The 20,146-nt window shown below is 62.6% G+C and carries 16 protein-coding genes; 1 reads left to right on the forward strand and 15 read right to left on the reverse strand.

All coding sequences use genetic code 11. The features are described 5' to 3' along the window. Positions 1–103: 103 nt before the first annotated feature. From BLP82_RS03555 to BLP82_RS03615, 13 genes are all read right to left on the reverse strand, one after another. Complete coding sequence (locus tag BLP82_RS03555) at positions 104–1,741, reverse strand: BatD family protein (protein ID WP_092165398.1); 1,638 nt, start codon at positions 1,739–1,741, stop codon at positions 104–106. Continuing rightward, positions 1,738–3,474 carry a tetratricopeptide repeat protein gene (locus BLP82_RS03560; RefSeq protein ID WP_092165399.1) on the reverse strand — a complete coding sequence of 579 codons (1,737 nt, stop codon included), beginning with the start codon at positions 3,472–3,474 and terminating at the stop codon, positions 1,738–1,740. Before BLP82_RS03560 ends, BLP82_RS03555 begins: the two co-directional genes overlap by 4 nt. Further along, positions 3,471–4,550, reverse strand: a complete 1,080-nt coding sequence (locus BLP82_RS03565; RefSeq protein WP_092165400.1) for a vWA domain-containing protein — start codon at positions 4,548–4,550, stop codon at positions 3,471–3,473. The genes BLP82_RS03560 and BLP82_RS03565 overlap by 4 nt, the downstream gene beginning before the upstream one ends. After that, positions 4,543–5,037, reverse strand: coding sequence for a DUF4381 domain-containing protein (locus BLP82_RS03570; protein ID WP_092165401.1), 495 nt, complete (start codon positions 5,035–5,037; stop codon positions 4,543–4,545). The genes BLP82_RS03565 and BLP82_RS03570 overlap by 8 nt, the downstream gene beginning before the upstream one ends. Beyond that, positions 5,034–5,978, reverse strand: coding sequence for a DUF58 domain-containing protein (locus BLP82_RS03575; RefSeq protein WP_092165402.1), 945 nt, complete (start codon positions 5,976–5,978; stop codon positions 5,034–5,036). The genes BLP82_RS03570 and BLP82_RS03575 overlap by 4 nt, the downstream gene beginning before the upstream one ends. Positions 5,979–5,987: 9 nt before the next feature. Then, positions 5,988–6,947, reverse strand: coding sequence for an AAA family ATPase (locus BLP82_RS03580; RefSeq protein ID WP_039589986.1), 960 nt, complete (start codon positions 6,945–6,947; stop codon positions 5,988–5,990). Positions 6,948–7,322: 375 nt separating this feature from the next. Continuing rightward, positions 7,323–8,477, reverse strand: a complete 1,155-nt coding sequence (locus tag BLP82_RS03585) for a M20 family metallopeptidase (RefSeq protein ID WP_092165403.1) — start codon at positions 8,475–8,477, stop codon at positions 7,323–7,325. Next, positions 8,474–9,898, reverse strand: a complete 1,425-nt coding sequence (locus BLP82_RS03590) for a M20 family metallopeptidase (RefSeq protein WP_092165404.1) — start codon at positions 9,896–9,898, stop codon at positions 8,474–8,476. The genes BLP82_RS03585 and BLP82_RS03590 overlap by 4 nt, the downstream gene beginning before the upstream one ends. After that, positions 9,895–10,884, reverse strand: coding sequence for an ABC transporter ATP-binding protein (locus BLP82_RS03595; RefSeq protein WP_092165405.1), 990 nt, complete (start codon positions 10,882–10,884; stop codon positions 9,895–9,897). The genes BLP82_RS03590 and BLP82_RS03595 overlap by 4 nt, the downstream gene beginning before the upstream one ends. Further along, a complete protein-coding gene (locus BLP82_RS03600; protein ID WP_092165406.1) occupies positions 10,881–11,897 on the reverse strand; it encodes an ABC transporter ATP-binding protein in 1,017 nt (338 codons plus the stop codon). The genes BLP82_RS03595 and BLP82_RS03600 overlap by 4 nt, the downstream gene beginning before the upstream one ends. Positions 11,898–11,944: 47 nt before the next feature. Further along, positions 11,945–12,847: an ABC transporter permease gene (locus tag BLP82_RS03605; protein WP_092165407.1), complete on the reverse strand. Its 903-nt coding sequence runs from the start codon at positions 12,845–12,847 to the stop codon at positions 11,945–11,947. Positions 12,848–12,856: 9 nt separating this feature from the next. After that, positions 12,857–13,774, reverse strand: a complete 918-nt coding sequence (locus BLP82_RS03610; protein WP_092165408.1) for an ABC transporter permease — start codon at positions 13,772–13,774, stop codon at positions 12,857–12,859. Between the two features lie 104 nt (positions 13,775–13,878). After that, positions 13,879–15,399: an ABC transporter substrate-binding protein gene (locus BLP82_RS03615; RefSeq protein WP_092165409.1), complete on the reverse strand. Its 1,521-nt coding sequence runs from the start codon at positions 15,397–15,399 to the stop codon at positions 13,879–13,881. Positions 15,400–15,585: 186 nt separating this feature from the next. Here BLP82_RS03615 and BLP82_RS03620 point away from each other — a divergent pair, with 186 nt between their 5' ends. Continuing rightward, positions 15,586–16,500 carry a LysR substrate-binding domain-containing protein gene (locus BLP82_RS03620; protein ID WP_092142397.1) on the forward strand — a complete coding sequence of 305 codons (915 nt, stop codon included), beginning with the start codon at positions 15,586–15,588 and terminating at the stop codon, positions 16,498–16,500. Positions 16,501–16,554: 54 nt separating this feature from the next. On the opposite strand, the gene BLP82_RS03625 is transcribed toward BLP82_RS03620, so the two are convergent. Next, entirely contained in the window at positions 16,555–19,464 is a 2,910-nt protein-coding gene (locus BLP82_RS03625; protein WP_092165410.1) for a DUF4132 domain-containing protein, read from the reverse strand. A 30-nt stretch (positions 19,465–19,494) separates the two neighbouring features. Next, on the reverse strand, positions 19,495–19,935 hold the full coding sequence (locus BLP82_RS03630; protein ID WP_092165411.1) for a hypothetical protein: 441 nt from the start codon (positions 19,933–19,935) through the stop codon (positions 19,495–19,497). Positions 19,936–20,146: the final 211 nt, after the last annotated feature.

Genomic DNA, 20,146 nt, shown 5'->3' on the forward strand with positions numbered 1-20,146 from the left:
TGATGGCGTCGACAGTGTTGGGGCCGCTTCGCGGCCCAGCGGGGATAAATCCCCTCGCCACAGGTGCTGTGGCTGGGTTTATTTCTCTGCATCAATGCGTGAGCTACTTGGGGTACAACGGCGGTAACCCGGAATCACTGGCCGAGGCTTGCGCCCCTTCGGTGGGCGGGATGGTGCGGATGGCGCGCCACAGGTCTTCGCCTTGCCAATGCTGGCCGGTCTCGCTGTAGAGCGCGCCGTTGAGGCCGTCCAGGGCATCGGACAGCGGCACGAAACGCGCCGCCATGTCGGCCAGGGTTTCCGGTTGCTGGCGGGCCCAGGCGTCCAGGGCCTGGCGGGTGGCGTGGGGGTCGTTGGCCAGGCAGGTGCGCTTGAGGTCGTCCAGCAGAGTGCGCGGGCTCGGTCCGGCCTGGGTCGAGCGCAGGATGGCCGGCTGCCAGCGGGCGCGCCACCACAAGCCAAAGCCGAGCAGCGTCGTGCAGGCCAGGATCAGACTGCTCAGTTGCCAATACCACAGGGTCTCGCTGTCGACTGTTGTCACGATCTGCGCCGTGCCGGCGGGCGTATCCACCATCAGGCTCGGATTGTTCGCCACCTGCAGGGTTCGCGCCGGGAGGCTGGTGCGGTCCAGGTGATCTTCCAGGGTGTTCCACCAGACCACTTCCACCGGTGGCAACTCGATGGTGCCGCTACGGTTGGGCACCAGCGCCTCGCGATCTTCGCGGCTGCCCACCAGCCCGCGTTCACTGCTGCGGCTGCTGAGTACCGGCTGGTCCGGATAACGTCGCAGGCCATTGATCTCGGTGGCCGGCAACGGTGGTAATTGGGCGCTGGCCAGGCCTTCGGCTTCCAGGGTCAGGCTGCGGGTCAGGGAGTCGCCCACCTGGCTGTGGGTCGGTTCCGGGCTCCAGCTCTCGCTCAAGGACAGGCTGCGTGCCGGTAACCAAGGCACGTCGGCCGGGTAGCTGGCGGGCTTGGGCTTGACGCTCAGTTGCAGGAGCTCGGAGCTTACCCGCATCAATTGACCGGGCTTGGGGCCGGAAGGGGCGGCGTCCCGGGCCACCGGTTCGACCAGGGTGGCGCTGAAGGTCTGCGCCGGGATCGTCAGTTCGCCGCTGCGCTGCGGGTAGATGCCATAACGCAGTTCGATCACGCCGTGGCGCACATCGTTGATGACCTTTTCATAGGTGCGCGATTCGCCCAATTGTTCGGTGCGGGCATCGGGGATGTGCAGCGGCGTCAGGCTGCTGTCGTCGTACAGCGACACCGAATGGTAGATGCGCAGCGTCAGGATTGCCTGGGCCTGCACATACACCTGGGTCTGGTCGAGGCTGGCCTCGATGAACACCGGTGCCAGGGTTCCGGACGCATTGCGGGTTTCGCTTTCGATGACTTGCAAGGTGATCGGCTGGCTGGTCACTTCGCCCAGTTGCAGCGGGGGAATGATCACGGTACCGCTTTGGCGCGGCAGCAGGGTGACGATCCAGCGGGTGGTGGCGCGGTTCTCGCCGTCGAGGGTCGTCAACTGGTTGACCTGACGGGTGCCGCGCACATCGAACAAGGCCTGGAGCGGGCCCAGGTCGGGTTTGCCGAACAGTGTGGCGTCGTTGGATTCCAAGGTCAGCTCCACCGTTTCCCCGGAGTTCAGGCGGCTGCGGTCCACACTGGCCGTCAGCTGTGCAGCCTGGGTTCCAGAGGCCCAGAGCAGCAAGACGAGGAGGTAGGCGGTGAAGCGGGTCATGGGGTTTTTCCCTGGGCCTGATGGCTTTGCTGTTCATACCAGAATTTACGCCTGAGCAGCTCGCCGGGATTGTCCGGGATCTGGCGCAGCCATTGTTCCATGGCCTGGCGTTGTTCTTCTTCATTGCGCTGGCCGGCGGCGGGACGCAGCGGCGGCGTGGTGGTCTGCTCGTCAGGCAGCTCGCTGCCCGGCACATCCTGGGCGGTGGGCGCTTGCGCGGTCCGTGGCGGCTGGGACTCGTCCGGTGTCGAGGTTGTCTCGGCGGAGGGTTGGCCTGCTTCGGAAGATTGACTCGTCGAAGTGCTATCCGGCGTTTGTTCGCCCTGGCCCGGTTCCTCGCGTTCGGCGGGCTTGGGCTCTGGCGTCGGTGGTGCCTGTTCGTTCAACAGGCTCTGCACCAGGGCCTTGTTGGTCTGGGCCGGGCGCAGGTCGGGTTGCAATTCCAGGGCTTGTTCATAGGCATCCAGTGCGGCTTCCAGCTCACCGCTGCGGGCCAGGGCGTTGCCACGATTGTAGTGGGCACGGGCGTCGTTGCCTTCGGCGAAGCGCCGGGCGGCTTCGCTGTATTGGCCGGCTTCGTACAGGGCGACGCCTTGCCATTGGCTGTCTTCGAAGTGGACGGCGGCTTCGGCGGGGCGCTTTTGCTTGAGCAAGTGCTGGCCCTGTTGGTCGGGGCGCAACCACAGGTCCTGAAACTCGAAAGCGTGGCCGGTTTGCGGCAAGACGAACAGCAGCGGCAGGCAGAACAGCCAGCCTCGACGCCCGGCGCAAGCGGCCAGCAGCAACAAGGGCAGGAGCAGCCAGTAACCCTGGTCGGCCCAGGTGTCCAGGCGCAACGTCTGGCCGTCGCTGCGCAGATGGCGAGGACCGTCCAGCAGACCCAGGCCGCGCAGGTCGCTGTCGTCCAGCCGCGCGGGTCGGTAGCGGCCGTCCAGCTCGTTGGCGAAGGCCTTGAGGCCCGGGCTGTCCAGGCGCGGTACCAGAATCGAACCCTGGGCATCCTTGAGGTAGCTGCCATCTTCCTGGGCCACCGGTGCGCCTTCGCGGGTACCGATGCCCAGCATCAGCCATTGTGTAGCGGAACCGTCCAGGACTCGGCGGATGCCTTCACGCTCCTGTTCGTTCAACGACGAGCCGATCAGCAGGATCCGGCCGTGGCCGAGTTCACCCTGGTCCAGCAGGGCCATGGCTTTATGAACGGCCAGGTCGGCGCGATGGCCGCTTTGAGGCATGATCGACGGCGCGAGGGCTTCGAGCAGGTTGGTGCTGGTGGCCAGGTCGTCGGACAGCGGCACCAGCGTGTGGGCGCTGCCGGCATAGACGATGATCGCGGTCTGGGCATCGCTGCGGTTCTGCAACAGGTCCAGCACCTTGCGCCGGGCCTGTTCCAGGCGCGTGGGCGGGACATCGGTGGCGAGCATTTCCGGGGTCAGTTCCAGTATCACTACCAGCGGATCGGCGGGTTTCTGGCTGGTCTGTTCGACCCGCGCCCAGCTTGGCCCCAGCAACGCCAGCACGATCAACAGCCAGCCCAGGCCCAGGGCAATCCACGGCAGCCGGCTTTCCCGACCACTGCCGCCGCTGAGCAGTACCGCATGAAAGGCCGGCGGCAGGATCATCTGCCAGCGGCCCACCCGTTTCTGCCGGTGCCACAGTTGCCAGAGCAACCAGCCGAGCAACGGCAGCAGCAACACGAACCAGGGGCGCAGCCAGTGCGGCCAGAGGGCGATCATCGACGCCTCCGCAAGCGCAGGCGCTTGAGCCGCTGGCGCCACTCGGTATGTTGGGACGGCTGGAACAACGGCTGGTTGAACAGGCGTTGCAGTGGGTTATCCGGCCAGCGCGCCCGGGCCACCAGCAATATGCTCAACAGCAGCGCAACGGCCAGGGGCCAGTGATACAGCGCCAGGGCAGGGCGCGCCTGGGTCGGTTGCTGGGTCACCGGTTCGAGCTGGTCGAGGGTGCTTTTGATCGCCAGCAATTGCTCACCATCCTGGGCACGAAAATAGCGACCGCCTGTGACCTGGGCAATGTCCTTGAGGGACGGTTCGTCGAGGTCCAGGCTCGGGTTGACGCCGAGGAAGCCCGCCGTGCCACTTTGTTCCGGGTCGGCACCAATGCCGATCGGGTAGATTTTCACGCCTTCGTCGGCGGCCAGCCGCGCGGCGGTCAGCGGGTCGATTTCGCCGCCGTTGTTGGCGCCGTCGGTGACCAGGATCAGTACGCGACTGTGGGCCGGACGCTGGCGCAGGCGCTTGAGGGCCAGGCCGATGGCGTCGCCGATGGCGGTATTCTTGCCGGCGATGCCGATGCGCGCCTCGTCGAGCCAACGACGCACGGTGCGGCGGTCGAAGGTCAGCGGCGCCTGTAAGTAGGCCTGGCTGCCGAACAGGATCAGGCCGACCCGGTCTCCTTCGCGGCCTTCGAGAAAATCCCCGAGCATGTGCTGGACCAGCGCGAGGCGACTGACTTCTTCGTCCTTCCACTGCATGTCGGGAAAGTCCATGGAGCCCGAGACGTCCACCGCCACCAGCAGGTCGCGACCGCTGGCGGCAATGGGCAGCGGTTCCCCCAGCCACTGCGGTCGTGCAGCGGCGATCAGCAACAGCAGCCAGAGCAGGATAAAGGGCGCCTGTTGCCGCCAGGTCGGCAGATTGGCCCGGGCTCGACGGCCCACCAGGCCTTCCAGGTCGTCGAGGAAGCTGACCTTGAGCGCCGGCTCGCCGCTGTCGGCCGCCGGCAGTACCAGGCGCATCAGCCAGGGCAGCGGCAAGAGGGCGAACACCCACGGCCAGGCGAATTCAAACATGTTTGCGAATCCAGATTTCGACCGCCTGGGTCAGGCCGGCGATGGCTTTGTCATCGAGCTTGCATTCGGGCTTGTAGGCGCCTTCCACCAGTACCATCCAGCGCGTCAGGCCGGCGGCCGGGCAACGGTTATCCAGGAAGGCCAGCCATTTGCGCCCGTTGAGGGTGTGGCTCTGGCTGTAGGGGTAGTGGTTGCGACACAGGCGCTTGAGCAGCCCGTTGAGTTGTTGCAACCAGGCCCCGGCCGGCGCGCCGTCGTAGGGCTTGGGCAGCTGGGCGAGTTCGGCCAGGGCGGCCAGGCGCACCGGGTCCAGGGGGTGCTCGCTGCGGACGGTGGTGCGCTTGGCGGGAATGAACCGGCGCAATTGCCACAGCCCCAGGCCCAGCAATGGCAACAGCAGCAGTAGCAACCACCAGCCTGGCGCGGGCGGCCAGAAACCAATGGGCGGTGGCGCCATCAGCGGCTGCAATTGATCGAGACTGCTCATCGGCTTTTCCCGGCCCGCTTGGGGTTCAGGTATTCGCGCAACTGCTCGACCATGTCGCCCTGGGTACTCAGGGGCATCATCAGGATTCGCAGCTTTTGCGCCAGCAATTCCCAACGCGCCTGGCGTGCCTCGGCCTGGGCGCGATAGGCCTGGCGCAGTTCGAAATTCAGGGTGTCGAGCTCCAACTGCGCGCCACGCTGGGCGAAGCGCAGCAAGCCGGCGGCGGGCAAGGCGTGATCCAGCGGGTCCGACAGCGGCAGCAGCAACAGGTCGCAATGGCGCGACAGCAGGCTCAGTTGCTGTTCGGCGGTGTCGGACAACGCACGCTCGTCGCAAATCACGATCACCAGGCTGCCGGGCCGCAGCACTTCCCGGGCCCGGCGCAGGGCGATGCCGAACGAGTCGCGGTCCGGCTCGCCCTCGGTGTGCAGTGACTGATTGACCCGCACCAGCCGGTTGAGCAATTGCAACAGGCTCTGTTTGCTGCGCCGCGGCTTGACCTCGTAATGGGTGTTGTTGCCGAACACCAGACCGCCGACCCGGTCGTTGTGCCCCAGCGCGGCCCAGCCGATCAGGCTGGCGGCCTGGGCGGCGAGTACCGACTTGAACATCAGCCCCGAGCCGAAGAACAGCCGGTGGCTTTGCTCGATCATGATGAAGATCGGCCGCTCCCGCTCTTCGTGGAACAGCTTGGTGTGAGGCTCCTGGGTCCGGGCGGTGACGCGCCAGTCAATGGTGCGCACGTCGTCGCCGGCCTGGTAGACCCGCACCTGGTCGAAATCGACCCCGCGCCCGCGCAGCTTGGAGTGGTGCAGGCCGATCAGCGGGCTGCGCTGGCCCGGTGTCGAGAACAGTTGCACCTCGCGCACGCGATGGCGCATCTCGATCAGCTCCGAAAGGCTGACGCGGATGCCCGGTGCGGGCGCCAGGGGGTTATTCATGACGCATGCTCAAGCGACAGCGACGACGTCGAGAATCCGCTGCACGACCCGGTCCTGGTCGATGCCGGCGGCCTCGGCTTCGAACGACAGAATGATGCGATGGCGCAGCACGTCGAACAGCACGGCCTGGATATCTTCCGGGCTGACAAAGTCACGCCCGGCCAGCCAGGCATGGGCACGGGCACAGCGATCAAGGGCGATGGAACCCCGCGGACTGGCGCCGTAGGCAATCCATTCGGCCATTTCCGGATCGAACTTGGCCGGGTTGCGGGTGGCCATGATCAGTTGCACCAGGTACTCCTCCACGGCGTCGGCCATGTACAACCCGAGGATTTCCTTGCGTGCGGAGAAGATCGCCTGCTGGCTCACGCGGCGCTCGGGCTTGGTCTCGCCGTTCAGCGCTTCACCCCGGGCCTGCTGGAGGATGCGGCGTTCCACGGCAGCATCGGGAAAACCGATCTTGACGTGCATCAGGAATCGGTCGAGCTGGGCTTCGGGCAGCGGGTAGGTGCCTTCCTGCTCGATCGGGTTCTGCGTGGCCATCACCAGGAACAGCGGCGACAGTTCATACGTGCTGCGCCCGACACTGACCTGGCGCTCGGCCATGGCTTCGAGCAGGGCCGACTGGACCTTGGCCGGGGCGCGGTTGATTTCGTCCGCCAGCACCAGGTTATGGAAAATCGGCCCTTGCTGGAACACGAAACTGCCGGTTTCCGGCCGATAGATTTCCGTGCCGGTAATGTCGGCGGGCAGCAGGTCAGGGGTGAACTGGATACGATGGAACTGCGCTTCGATGCCCTCGGCCAGCTCTTTGATGGCCTTGGTCTTGGCCAGCCCAGGCGCGCCTTCCACCAGCATATGACCGTCGGCGAGCAAGGCGATGAGCAGGCGCTCGATGAGTTTTTCCTGGCCGAGAATCTGCGTTGAAAGAAAGGTTCGCAGCGCAAGCAGCGCTTCACGATGTTCCATCGATGACTGTTCCTGGAAAGGGTGGCCCCAGGCGTTCGGATAACGCCGGGGCTGGGGGCGTTACTTTAATGCATGGCGGGGGGTGGCGACTAACGGGATTTTGTCTGGTGTGCGGATTTGTGATCGGTTTGGAGTCAAGGTATGAGTGAGTTGGCTTGGGATGGCGGTTACACAATCAACATTGACGTCGCCTGAGCCGCCGCTATCGCGAGCTCGCTCCCACAGGTTTTTGCGTTGTGTGCAAATGTTGTGAACACCCGCAACCCCCTATGGGAGCGAGCTTGCTCGCGATAGCGGTGGTAGAGCTACATAGAGGTTGGACATGTGTCCCGCTCTTGTTCTTGCTTTGGACTTTGATCTCGACGCCCCGTTAGCTCAACGGCTCTCGCCAACAGCCAGGATGGTCGCCACCAACGCCTGGGCGCGAGGCACCAGCGTGTCCAGTTCCAGATATTCACGATCGGTATGAACCTTGCCCCCCACCGGCCCGAGGCCACACAGGGTTGGAACGCCCAGGCTGGCGGTGAACCCGGAGTCGGCGCAGCCGCCGGTGAACTCGCCTTCGACGCTGAAACCCAGGGCCAGGGCCTTTTGTTGGTAGATGTGCAGCAATCGTTCGCTGTGACGGGCCTCCATCGGGAGAAAGGTGGTCGCTTCCTTGAGGATGGCGTGGGTGCCGATCAGTTCTTCTTCGGCGACGATGCCCAGGATTGCGGTAAGGATCCGGTCCCAGTGCTTGAGTTCGATGAAGCGCACGTCCAGCCGGGCCGAGGCGCTCGGTGCGACGGTGTTGCTGGACGTGCCACCGGATATCAGGCCAACGTTAGTGGTGATGCCTGCCGGGTAATCGGTCAAGGCATGGAGCTTGACGATCTTGCGTGCCAGGGCCTCGATGGCGCTGGCGCCGTCGGCATGGTTGACCCCGGCATGCGCCGCACGGCCGCTGACTTCGATGATCAGCGTGGCACCGCCTTTGCGTGCGCTGACCACGTTACCACTGGCCCGGCCGGGTTCGGTATTGAGCACGGCGCGGGCGGCACGGGCTGCCTGTTCGATATGGGGCCTGGCGCTGCCGGAGCCGATTTCTTCGTCACCGGTGTACAGGACCTGCACCGGATAGGGCAACTGGCCGGCGCGCTTGAGTGCCTTGAGGGCGAAGCAATTGAGCACCAGGCCGCCTTTCATGTCGGCGACGCCGGGGCCATAGGCGAGGTCGCCATCGCGGCTGTAGCCGCGCGTCGCGGTGGTGCCTTTGGGGAACACTGTGTCGCGATGGCCCAGCAGCAACACCGGCTTTCCAGGTTCGCCTGGCACTTCGGCGAGCATCACGTCGCCAAAACCATTGACCGGCATGCGCTTGAGCAGGATGCCGTCGGCTTCCAGTTCTGCCGCAAGCAGTGCCCCCACCGCGTCGACGCCGGCTTTGTCATAGCTGTTGGAGTCGGTGTCGACGATACGCTGCAGCAGCGCTTCCATGGCGGGGCGCTGGTCGGCAAGCCAGTCCAGCGCCTGTTGTGCCGTGGCGCTCATTGCGCCTGCTCCCGCAACTGATGTTCCTGGGCCAGGCGTGCCGCGTCGTTGCCCAGGTCCCAGAACAGCCCGGCCATGATTTGCAGGCTTTCCTTGACCACCGGTGCCAGCAAGTGCTCGTTCGGCGCATGTTGCGAGCAGGCCGGGTACGAGTGCGGCACCCACAAGGTTGGTAGGCCGAGCACGTCGGCGAACACATCGTTGGGCAGCGAGCCACCGAGGTTTGGCAACAACGCGGGTTTTTTCCCGGTGGTCTGGGCCAAGGAGCCGAGTGCCCAATTGACCCACGGGCTTTGCGGGTCCAGCCGAGTGGCATGCATCACCTCGACGTGGCTTTGCTTGACCTCGACATGGCTGAAACCATGAGCATCCAGGTGGGCACGCACAGCCGGGATAAAGGTCGTGTAGTCGCTGTTCACCACGAAACGGATATGGCAGTGGGCATTGGCCTTGCCGGGGATCGCATGCACGGGGGCGTCCGGGTTGCCGGTCTTGAAGGCGATGACGTCGAGGGTGTTCCAGCCGAACACCTTTTCGCTCAGGGATAGCTCGGGGTTGCCCCAGTTGGCGTCGATTTCCGGATCGCCCGGTCCACCGCCGACGTCAATATCGGCCAGTGCCTGGCGAACCGGCTCAGGCAGTGTCGCGGGCATCAGCCCCGCCACTTTCACCCGACCGTGTTCATCGACCATGCTCGCGATGGCATTGGCCAGAATGATCCCGGGGTTGGCCAGCAGCCCGCCCCAGTTGCCAGAGTGATGGGCGCCTTCACGCAGATTGACCACCAGCTCGAAGTTGAACACCCCCCGTGAGCCGAGAAAAATCGTCGGTCGTGACGCTGCCAGACGCGGGCCGTCCGAGGCAATGAATATATCCGCCGCAAGCTCTTCGCTGTGGGCGGCACAGAACGCGTTCAAGCCCGGCGAGCCTTCTTCTTCGCCCATTTCCAACAGCAGCTTGACGTTGAACCCCAGCTTGCCGTCGCGAGCCTTGAGCGTTTGCTCCAGCGCGGTCAGGTTGATCAGGTGCTGGCCTTTGTTATCCGCCGTGCCGCGGCCGTACCAGCGATCGCCCTCGGCAATGACTTGCCATGGCGACAGGCCTTCACGCCATTGGGCTTCATAGCCGCGCACCACATCACCGTGGCCGTAGCTGAGCACGGTCGGCAGTTCCGGGTGTTCGATGCGTGTGGCGATCATGAAGGGACCGCGCTCTGCCACCGGGTTGTCATAGATCTTGACGCTGAAGCCCATCGCCTCGACATGGGGGGTGATGAACTCATGGAGATAGCGATACAACTCGGGCCGGCTGTCCGTTGCCTGGCTTTCGGTGTGCAAGGCGACGCTACGTTCGAGCAAACTGAAAAATGCGCCGTTATCAAATTGCTCGGTGGTGTTGCTGATGGCCAGTGAACGACTCATGAGTGGACGAGCTCCAGTGTTTGGGCGGGATTGTCGTGAAGGTGGCAACGCACGTTGCCGCCGATAATCGGATCATTGGCCGGGTAGGCCGTCTTGCAGGGAGCGAAGCAGCTCGGGCAGCGCGGATGGAAGGCGCAACCGGAGGGCGGTGACATCGGATTGGGGAAGGAACCGCGCAGGCCGATTTCGGGAATGCCCAGGCGTGGATCGGGGGTGAGCACCGAATCCAGCAAGGCGCGGGTATACGGGTGGCCGGGTTCAGCGAATAACGATTCGCGGGTACGTTCTTCGACGATGCGCCCCAAGTACATCACCGCGACCCGGTCGGCGAGGTGTTCGATGACCGCCAGGTTGTGGCTGATCAGCAGATAGGTCAGGCCGAACTCGCGCTTGAGGTCTTGCAGCAGGTTGAGAATCTGCGCCTGCACCGACACGTCCAGCGCCGAGGTGGGTTCGTCGCAGATCAACACGTCAGGGCGCATGATCAACGCCCGGGCAATGGCTACCCGTTGCCGTTGGCCGCCGGACAGTTGGCTCGGATAACTGTCGATGACCCGCTTGGGCAGACCGACCACATCGAGCATCGCTTCGGTTTTCCTACGCCGCTCGGCGGGACTGCCGATGTCATGCACGATCAGCGGCAGGGTAATGATTTCCCGCAGTGTCTTGCGTGGGTTCAGCGAGGAATACGGGTCCTGGAATATCGGTTGAATGTGCCGGGCCATTTCCTTGCGATCCGTCGCCGCCAGATGTTTGCCGTTGACCAGCACATCACCGCTGGTCGGCGCCAACAGACCGAGCAGTAGCTTTGCCAGGGTACTTTTTCCGCAACCGGACTCACCTACCAGGCCGAGGGTCTCGCCACGCATCAGGCGCAGGGAAACACCATCCACGGCTTTCAGGGTGGCGGCGGGTTTGAAAAAGCCCTTGTTGATTCGAAACTCGCGACGGATGTCACACAGCTCCAACGTGATGTCTTTTTTCATGACCTTGCGCGCTCCAGAAGGCGAATCGGTGCCGGAGCCGGTGCGGCGAACAGGCAGCGCGCCATGTGTCCGTCCTGCTCGATTTCGGGAATGTCTTGCGCGCAGGCCGCTATCGCTTGAGCGCAACGATTGCGGAACGCACAACCCTGCTGTTCGCCCACCAGGCTTGGCACCAGGCCTGGAATCGAACCCAGGGCCTCGCCGGGTTTGGTCCGGCCAGGGATGGGAATACTGGCCAGCAGACCACGGGTGTACGGATGCTGCGGGTTCTCGAACAGTTGCCGGGCCGGGGCGGTTTCGACGATTTCCCCGGCATACATCACCGCGACCCGATCGGCGATCCGTGCCACCAGCCCAAGGTCGTGGGTAATGAAAATCACCGCCAGGCCGAGTTCTTTCTGAATGTCGCGGATCAAGCGCAGGATCTGCGCCTGGATGGTCACGTCCAGGGCCGTGGTGGGTTCATCGGCGATGATCAGGTCCGGTTCGCACATCAACGCCATGGCGATGATCACCCGCTGGCGCAAACCGCCTGAAAGTTGATGCGGGTACTGGCGCAAGCGTTCGGTGGCATTGCTGATACCGACTTTCTCCAGCATTTGCGCGGCGCGAGCCAGGGCATCCTTGCGTGACACCTTGCGATGCTGAGTCAGCACTTCGCTGAGTTGATCGCCAATGCTGTAGGCCGGGTTCAGCGAGGTCATCGGCTCCTGGAAGATCATCGCCAGACGGTTTCCGCGCAGGTCGCACATGCGCCGCTCGCTCTGGCCGATCATGTCGATACCGTCCAGTGTCAGCCGGGACGCGGTGCGTTTGGCCTTGCGTGGCAACAGGTCCATCAGCGCCAGCGACGTCAAGGATTTACCGCAGCCGGATTCGCCGACGATGCACAACATTTCACCGCGTTCGACTTCAAAGCTCAGACCGCGCACGGCATGCAGCATGTCATCCGGCGTCGGGCTGTTGCCCATGGGGATGTCCACACGCAGGTTTTCAACATGGAGTAGTGCCATGTTCGGTACCCTCTATTAGTAAGGCCGTCTATCAATAAGGCCGTCTATCAGTTGCGACCGTCGGGCAGGATCAGATCGCGCAGACCATCGCCGACCAGGTTGATGCCCAGCACCAGAACCATCAGGGCGACGCCGGGAATGGCGATGACCCACGGGGAAAAGAACATGTAGGGTTTGCCTTCGGCGATCATCAAACCCCAGGACGGCGTCGGTGGCTGCACGCCAACCCCAAGGAATGACAGGGCCGACTCCAGCAGGATCGCGTGGGCCATTTCCAGCGTCGCCACGACGATCAGTGCGCCGACCAGATTGGGCAGGATTTCACTGACCAGGATGCGCAGGGTCGAGCAGCCCAGCGCCTGGGCCGAGGCCACATATTCAGCATCGCGAATCTGTTGCACCGAAGCCCTGACCACCACTGCGAAGCGATCCCATAACAGGCAGCCGAGCAGCACGATCACCACTTTCAGCGAGCCGCCCATCAACGAGGCCGAGGCCAGCGCGACCATCACGACGGGCATCGCCAGCCGGGTGGTGATCAGGTAGCTGATAAACGCATCGACCTTGCCGCCGTAGTAACCCGCCAACAGCCCCATGACAGTGCCGATAAAGCCGGAAATCAGCGCCGCCGCGATGCCGATGAACAGCGAAATCCGTGCGCCGTAGAGCAATCGCGACAGGTAATCACGGCCCAGCTTGTCGGTTCCCAGGACGTATTCCCAGGTGCCGTTGGCCATCCATACCGGCGGTTTCATGCGCAGCATCACGTCTTGCGCATAAGGGTCGTGAGGCGCCAGCCACGGGGCGAAGAGTGCGCCGGTGAAGATGATCAGCAACAACACCGCGCCGATGGCGAAACCACGATGGCGAAAGCTCTTGCCAAGGACTCGGCTCAGGCTGCTGGGGGGTGGCAGGTAGTCATTGATCGCGAGGGTCGTGGGGGTGCTCATGTAAGCCTCCTAGCGCACGCGGATGCGCGGGTCGAGCAGTGCGTTGAGCACATCGGCCAGCAAGGTGAGGATGATGTAGATCACCGCAATCAGCAGGACCACGGCCTGTACCACCGGAAAGTCGTCACGGGCGATGGCGTCCCAGGCGAGTTGTCCGATGCCTTGCAGGGAGAACACGGTTTCGATCACCACCGAACCGCCGAGCATGAAGCCGAACTCCACCGCTGCCAGCGCGACGACCGGAATCAAGGCGTTGCGCAGTGCGTGCTTGAACAACACGCGGGCAGGGCGCAGGCCCTTGGCGCGGGCGGTGCGGATGTAATCGGAGCTGAGCACATCAAGCATGCCGGCGCGGGTCAGGCGCATGATCGCCGGCGTCGCGTAGTAGCCCAGGGCAATGGCCGGCATGACGAAGTGCAGCAGGGTCGAGTTGCCGGACACCGGCAGCCACTTGAGTGTCACCGCGAACACCACGATCAACATCAGCGCGAACCAGAAGCTGGGCATGGCCTGGCCCAGTACGGCAATGCTCAAGGCCAGTCGGTCGACCCAGGTGTCGCGCTTGACCGCGGCCAGCACCCCCAGTGGAATCGCCACCAACAAGGCGATGCCCAGCGCCAGGGCCCCTAACCCGAGGGTGATCGGCAAGCGGCTGGCGACCAGGTTGTAGACCGATTCCTGAAAGAAAAACGAGTTACCCAAGTCCAGTCGCAGCAAATCGCCCAGCCAGTTGAAGTACTGGGTCGGTAGCGGTTTGTTCAAACCGTATTGCACGCGGATCTGTTCGATCTGTTCGCTGGTGGCTTCCGGTCCGCCAATGGCCGTGGCCAGGTCACCGGACAGGTGCAACAGGGAAAAGCTGATCACCGACACGGTAATGGCCACGCAAATAGCGATGCCCAGCCGGCGCAGAAGGAATCCAAGCATGGCAAGTTTCCTCATATCCAATGGATGGCAGGTGTGAGGAGGTGTCCGTGGTGCGGTTGGTCCGCAAGCCACGGCACCTCTCGATCAATCCGCTCGGTTGCGGATTACTTCCAGCTGGACTGAACGAAACGCGGCAGCTCGTCCGGGTACGACGTGAACGCCAGTTCGGAGGTGTAGGCGTAGTTCATCGAGTAGTTGAACAGCGGCGCCCAGTACGCCTGTTCGCTGATGCGCTGCAACGCCTTGCGGTAGTTGTCCTTGCGCAGTTGCGGTTCGAGGGCGTTGTCAGCGGTCTGCAGCCAGCCCTGGACTTGCGGATCCTTGATGTTGTCGTCCGGGTTGCCCTTGAACCAGGTGCCGGCCGACGCCGAGGTGTCGAGGATCGAGAACGAGCCCCAGGCCTGAAACGACATGGGCACCTTGCCGCCACGTTGCTGATCGCGCAGGGCGGCGTACTTCAAGAAGCGCAGCTTGGCGTTGATGCCCACGGCGCGCAGGTTGCCGATGATGGCTTCGACGTAGTCACGGTCGCGATAAGCGAAGATTTCGGTCTCGAAGCCATTTGGGTAACCGGCTTCGGCGAGCAGCGCCTTGGCTTTGGCCGGGTCGTAGTTGTAGACCGTGGCCGCGGAGGTATCGCAGCCGAACTGGCCTGGATAACAGGCAACCTGCAGGGGTTTGGCTTCGCCCCCTACCAATTGCGTGGCCAGCGCATTGCGGTTGATCGCATGGTTGATGGCCTGACGCACCTTGAGGTTTTTCATCGGCGAGTTTTCAGTGGAGGTGCCTCGCGCATCAAGAATCAGGAAGCCGATGCGCATGGTTTCTCCGCTGGTCACGGTCAGGTTCGACATACCTTTGAGATCGACAGCCTGGTCCGGGGTCACACGCCAGGTCCAGTCGACACCATCGGTCATCAACTCGGCCAGGCGGGTTTCGGCATCCGGGATCACCCGGAACTTGAGGTGGCCGATATGGGGCTTGCCTTGCGGGCTGTCCGGGAAGTAGTCCTTGTTGATCTCCATGGTCACGCCTTCGCCAGCCACCACCGACACCGCTTTATAGGGCCCGGTACCGATTGGCTTGCGGCTGAATTCCGCCAGGCCGACCTTCTCGAAATACTGCTTGGGGAACATCGGAACGGCGTTGGACAGGTATTCCAGCGCCGGAGGGAAGGGCTTCTTCAAATGCAGGCGGACGCTGTAGTCACCGGTTTTTTCGGCGCTCTTGATCCAGTCTACGTTTTGCACGGTCACGACTTTCGCTTCGGGCGACACCACGTAATTGAGGGTGAACACCACGTCGTCGGCGGTGAAGGCGTCGCCGTTGTGAAATTTGACGCCTTTGCGCAGCTCAAAGTCGATGGTGGTGTCGTCGACCTGTGTCCAGCGGGTGGCCAACATGGGTTTGTATTCGCCACTGTTGGGATCGCGGTAGATCAGGTTGTCCCAGATCAGCCGGCCGAGAATCACGCCTTCGCGTAGGTCGTTGTGATAGGGACTGATGTTTTCAGGCTCGCTGTCGGAAGCGTAAACCAGGGTGTCGTTGGCTTTACCGGCATGAGCCGGAAAACTGCTGATGAGGCCCATCAGCGCGATAGTGCAGGCGAAACCTTTGATGCCCATGCCGTCGTCTCCGTTGGCGAGAGTGGTTGAATCAAAGGGCAGCGAATCGCAAACGCGGAAAGGAGGGTAAAAAGACCAGGTCATGTTTTTTTTGATCTGGACACGAATGTAGGGAAAGGCTATCAATGCCACAAGAATAATATTTCGATACTTCCTTTGCCGAAAAGGCAAACCTTGGGGGCGCCGATGCAGCTGTATGGTGTGCAGTCCACGGCACTGCGCTATTTTCTTGAAGTGGCGCGATGCGGATCGATCAGCGAAGCCTCGGTACGGCTGAACGTCGCGGCGTCAGCGGTGAGCCGGCAGATTGCCAAGCTTGAATTGGCCCTGGATGCCAGCCTGTTCGAGCGTCGTGCCCGGGGCATGGTGCTGAGCGAGGCGGGGGCACGACTGGCGGCTTATGCGCGCAAGTCGCAGCTTGAGGCTGAGCAGGTGGTGCTGGAAATTACCGAGCTGCATGGCTTGCAACGAGGTCATGTGCATGTGGCCTGCTCGGAAGGATTTGCGCTGGAATACATGCCCAGGACCATCAGCGCGTTCCGGCGTGAGTATCAGGGCATTCATTTCACGTTGGAGGTCTGTGCGCCTGCCGAAGCGACCGAGAAGGTTCGCTCCGGCGAAGCCGATCTGGCGATGACCTTCAGCCTGACGCCGCAAAAGGAAATCAAGGTCGAACATGTCCTGAGCGGGGCGATTTTTGCCGTGGTCTCCAACGCTCATCCTCTGGCCGGGCGTGAAGCGGTCAGCCTCGCGGAGTTGCAACCCTGGCCCATTGCGTTACCCAAGGCCGACACCACGATACGGCAGTTATTCGACATCTGTTGCGGTGTGCAGGGGTTGTTGTTCGACCCGGTGTTGACCACCAATTACGTTGCCTCGCTCTATAGCTTCGTCCGCGAAGAGGGGGGCATCAGCCTGGCCAGCGAAATGACCTTGCACAAGCAGGTGGCGGACAAGGCACTGCAATGCTTGCCGATCCTCGACGAAGGCATGCATGCGCGGCGCATCGAACTGCAAAGCATGGCTGGACGCAATTTACCGGCAGCGGTTTGTGCATTCAGGGATTTTCTGATTGCGGATCTGGCGAAAGCCAAGCTCTGAGCCGGGTGAGTGTGTTTTCAATGCTTGAATGACGTCATTCGATTTTCTTGACCGTCAGCCGCCGCGCTGTATTTGCTCCAGGATCAGGCTATCGGTGATGCTCATGTCATCCAGCAACAGGAACATCTTGCTCAGCACCTCGGCCATTTTCTTGTCGGTGTCGGCGAACGGCAGGTAGAACTCCGTGACGTGGCTGCCTGCGGGCACGATGCACAGGTAATGGCCGGGTTCGATATGGATGGCGGCGCTGCCCAGATGAATGCGGTAGTTCGCACGCTGGCCGGTAATGTGCAGAAAATGTCCTTCGCATTTAACGTTTTGCAACCCTAGCCCTCGAATCAGCTCGCCGACCAGTTCGGCGCGTCGTTGCACGGTTTCGTGGCTGGTGCTGTAGTCGTCTGCGGCGTGGGCCACGGAGACCAGCAGGTCGGCGTCACGCATGACTTCCGAGAACAGCAGCGGCGGTACTTGCTCAAGGGGGATGGCTTTGTGGTCGCGGAGGAACGCAATCGTGTCGAAGGTAAAGTGTTCTGTTTCCGAGAGGTAATGACCGGTATCCAGAAAGTTGAACAGGGCGTAAATGCCGTGCTCCTTGCTCTCGTAATAGATGTCCTCGACGCTGGCGGTCGACCAGTTGCGCACCTGTAGCAACCGGGCGGCGACGTTGGCTTTCAGGCGGTGACCGGCAAAGCGGTTGGACCATAGGCCGGTGTCTCGCTCGGCCGGTGTGAGCAGGTACAGCTCGCGAAAGGCCTGTTTGAACGGCTGCACGCGGCGATGGGTCACCACGTCTTTCTGCCAGGCCGACAGTTGCCCTGCTGTGAACAGATGAAAAGGGTGAGCGATACGCAGAGTCTTTTCAGCGACGTGTTGGCGGCCTTCAAGGTCAGTCACCGTCAGCGTCGCGGCATCGAGCCAGCCCAGCGCAGCGTCGTCGGCCTGCACAATCAGTTGTTCCAGCAGCAGGCGAACGGCGGGCATTTTCAACAGCGGCTTCAGGTCGTCCAGGGCGAGGGTTTCGCCGCTGCTCATCATCGCTTCCAGGGTGCGGCAGAAGCGGCCGATCTGCTCCTTGAGCTGGGTCTGCTGCGTTTTGAGGGCGATGAAGTCTGCGTTCTTGCGAATCGCCGGCGGTGCGGTCTTGAGCGTCTTTGCGGCCTTGCAGATGTGCAGCGTGGGTGACAAGCCGTCGATGACGAGGGTGACGTCATAGTCATCGATGGTGGCGGCGGTCAGGGTGGATTCGGCGATCTCCGATTCCATGGCCCATTCCAGGCGAATCGCCGAGGGGTAGCCGGCGACACGCGCCAGGTTTTCCAGGCCTGCCTGCACCGCTGCGTGGGAGTTGGCCTGGCGTTCAGCGCCGTACTTGCGCACCTCTTTGTGCAGTTTCTTGAGCGTCAGATAACGCTGGCGTACATCGTCCGAATCCGTGACGGGCAGCAGGCCATAGATACGCATTGCCGCCTGTGCATGGCGGGTCAACTTCTTTTCCAGCGCGGCTCGACCGATGCCCTGGTAGGCGTTGAGCAGCACACGCGTCTCGGGAAATGCCCAATGCGAGGGTTCGAGCGCCGCGAGGTACTCGCGCAGGTGGTCTGGGTCGGCCTCGGCCAGCGCCTTGTCCAGCAGGTAGCGGTCCACCACGCCCACGGTTTCATCCAGCGTATTGGGCAGGTCGGTGCCCCAGCCGGATCGAGGTGCCAGTGCAATGTTCAGGTATTCGCGCTGGAAGGCTTGCAGATCACGCCAGCCAAGCGCGTCGAGCACCACCCGACTGGCTTGTCCGGCGTAGGGCAGGGCGGTCAGCAGGGTATTTCTTGAAAAGCCGGACAACGCCGCGAGCAGCGTTGCCGATTGGTCTTTGGGCAAATCCTGGAGCAGCAGGAAGCATTGGAGCACCGCGGCTGTATCGCCGAAGCTGTCAAAGTCATCCGGCGTCATGCCCAGTCGTTCGATGACCGCCAAGGCCTCTAGCAACCAGCGTGTCTGATACACCTCGACGGAGCGGAAGGTGTCAGCCAGCCTCACGGCGTTGTCGGGTAATCCAGCCAGGGCGTCCTCGACGTAACGAACGGTGAAGTTCGCCAGTTCCGAGGGCACCTCGGTGGGAGTGTCGTCAGGCTGAGATGACTCATCATCGAGGTCTTGCGGGTCATCGTCGTTTGAGTCGTCTTCGTCGAAATCTTCATCGACGTACCGATTCAGGTCCGCATCATCGCTGTCCAGTCCGGTGTCGTCTGAGTAGAACATCATGGCGCGGCCCCAGGTATTGGCCGCCCGAACGAAGCGCGGGTAATCGAGGCGACCTGCTTCCATCAGGCCCAGGGCGATGCGCCTGGTTTCCTTGTGCCCATAGATATACGCATCGGCGATTGTCCTTTGTTCACCACCCGGCGTTGAAGGGGGCTGCTCGCGGTTCCAGCTGCCATCCAGCAACCATTCGGCGAAGGTCTGCCAGGCCGGGGTGGACGGGTAATCGCTCAGGCGCTGGAGGCAGGCCTGAACATCGGGGAAGGCCCAGGCCTGGTCTGGGCTTCTTCGGTAATAGGCAGGGCCATCTTCGTCAGTGGGCAATGGATAGTCGCTGTCCTCGAAGGCAAATTGCAGCATGTGCCGCAGTCGGGCGCAGATCTGCTCCAGCCCATAGGCATCCGGATGAGCCGTGACCCAGGCATCGCAGAGTCGATGTTGCAGACCGTAGCGCTGTTGATCGCGACGGTCCTCCAGATCGTCCCAAACGGTCGGGAACACAAAACCATCAGCCAGTGCCTTGGGTCCATCCTTGGGATGCTGCCTGACCCAGTCATCGGCCAGGCGCAGGAAGTCGATGCCGTCCCGGAAGTCGGGCTCGAATTCGTCATGGTGGCTGAGCTCTGGATAGTCATCCAGCGCTCTATCACAGAATGCTCGCAGTGCTGCGAGGCGTGTGGCTTGTTCAGGCACAGGACGGCGTGACGGCATGATGTTGTCCGAAGAAGTGAGTAACGAGGATCAACCGCCAAGCAGCGGCACCAAGCGGATAAACGCGAGGGTGGAAGGGGGACTCAGTTCGATTGTCTCATCGAGTCCTTGCAGCATGACGCCGTTGTGCAGGACGCGGAACGCACGGCTTTCAAAACCCTTCAAGGCTCGTTCGACCTCAACGTCGACATCCAGGTCTGGAGGCGCGCTGGCCTGAGGCATGAGCACCGCGCCTTCACTGGCTTGTCGGAGAATGTCCCGCTCGCTCAGGTATTGGCGGTCGAGCACTTCACGCATCGACATCTGTTCCAGCCAGTGCTGGACCGACAGCGCGGCGATCTGCTCGGCAACGGTCAGGCGAATGAGCTCGGCGACTGTCAAGGTCGACGCGGTCGGCGTCAGGGTGACAGGGGGCAGCAAAGGCTCTTGGCGTGCGCCTTTCAGGCAATAGCTATGAACCACGAACTCCATGACGCGTTCCTTGCAAGCCAGGCCAGCCGGGCGGATGGCACCGTAGCATAGCCCTGTGTGCAATAAATATCATCGCGCCGCGTTCTCTTTTCATCTTGACGATATTCGCGGTCAGCCTCTCTCTGCCGAGCTACCGATGAACCTCTGTTGTCGGCGAAAAAACCGTAATGCTAAGGCTGGACAGTGCTCTTGGTGGAGACGATTTTGCCGT

Source organism: Pseudomonas sp. NFACC37-1 (genome assembly GCF_900101575.1).
Classification (GTDB): domain Bacteria; phylum Pseudomonadota; class Gammaproteobacteria; order Pseudomonadales; family Pseudomonadaceae; genus Aquipseudomonas; species Aquipseudomonas fluorescens_AA.

What these genes read in the sequence shown, in the direction of transcription:
- BLP82_RS03595 (WP_092165405.1), bottom strand. Translation starts at nt 10,884, where the DNA reads ATGAAAAAAGACATCACGTTGGAGCTGTGTGACATCCGTCGCGAGTTT.
- BLP82_RS03615 (WP_092165409.1), bottom strand. Translation starts at nt 15,399, where the DNA reads ATGGGCATCAAAGGTTTCGCCTGCACTATCGCGCTGATGGGCCTCATC.
- BLP82_RS03585 (WP_092165403.1), bottom strand. Translation starts at nt 8,477, where the DNA reads ATGAGCGCCACGGCACAACAGGCGCTGGACTGGCTTGCCGACCAGCGC.
- BLP82_RS03575 (WP_092165402.1), bottom strand. Translation starts at nt 5,978, where the DNA reads ATGAATAACCCCCTGGCGCCCGCACCGGGCATCCGCGTCAGCCTTTCG.
- BLP82_RS03630 (WP_092165411.1), bottom strand. Translation starts at nt 19,935, where the DNA reads ATGGAGTTCGTGGTTCATAGCTATTGCCTGAAAGGCGCACGCCAAGAG.
- BLP82_RS03580 (WP_039589986.1), bottom strand. Translation starts at nt 6,947, where the DNA reads ATGGAACATCGTGAAGCGCTGCTTGCGCTGCGAACCTTTCTTTCAACG.
- BLP82_RS03620 (WP_092142397.1), top strand. Translation starts at nt 15,586, where the DNA reads ATGCAGCTGTATGGTGTGCAGTCCACGGCACTGCGCTATTTTCTTGAA.
- BLP82_RS03570 (WP_092165401.1), bottom strand. Translation starts at nt 5,037, where the DNA reads ATGAGCAGTCTCGATCAATTGCAGCCGCTGATGGCGCCACCGCCCATT.
- BLP82_RS03565 (WP_092165400.1), bottom strand. Translation starts at nt 4,550, where the DNA reads ATGTTTGAATTCGCCTGGCCGTGGGTGTTCGCCCTCTTGCCGCTGCCC.
- BLP82_RS03625 (WP_092165410.1), bottom strand. Translation starts at nt 19,464, where the DNA reads ATGCCGTCACGCCGTCCTGTGCCTGAACAAGCCACACGCCTCGCAGCA.
- BLP82_RS03600 (WP_092165406.1), bottom strand. Translation starts at nt 11,897, where the DNA reads ATGGCACTACTCCATGTTGAAAACCTGCGTGTGGACATCCCCATGGGC.
- BLP82_RS03555 (WP_092165398.1), bottom strand. Translation starts at nt 1,741, where the DNA reads ATGACCCGCTTCACCGCCTACCTCCTCGTCTTGCTGCTCTGGGCCTCT.
- BLP82_RS03590 (WP_092165404.1), bottom strand. Translation starts at nt 9,898, where the DNA reads ATGAGTCGTTCACTGGCCATCAGCAACACCACCGAGCAATTTGATAAC.
- BLP82_RS03560 (WP_092165399.1), bottom strand. Translation starts at nt 3,474, where the DNA reads ATGATCGCCCTCTGGCCGCACTGGCTGCGCCCCTGGTTCGTGTTGCTG.
- BLP82_RS03610 (WP_092165408.1), bottom strand. Translation starts at nt 13,774, where the DNA reads ATGCTTGGATTCCTTCTGCGCCGGCTGGGCATCGCTATTTGCGTGGCC.
- BLP82_RS03605 (WP_092165407.1), bottom strand. Translation starts at nt 12,847, where the DNA reads ATGAGCACCCCCACGACCCTCGCGATCAATGACTACCTGCCACCCCCC.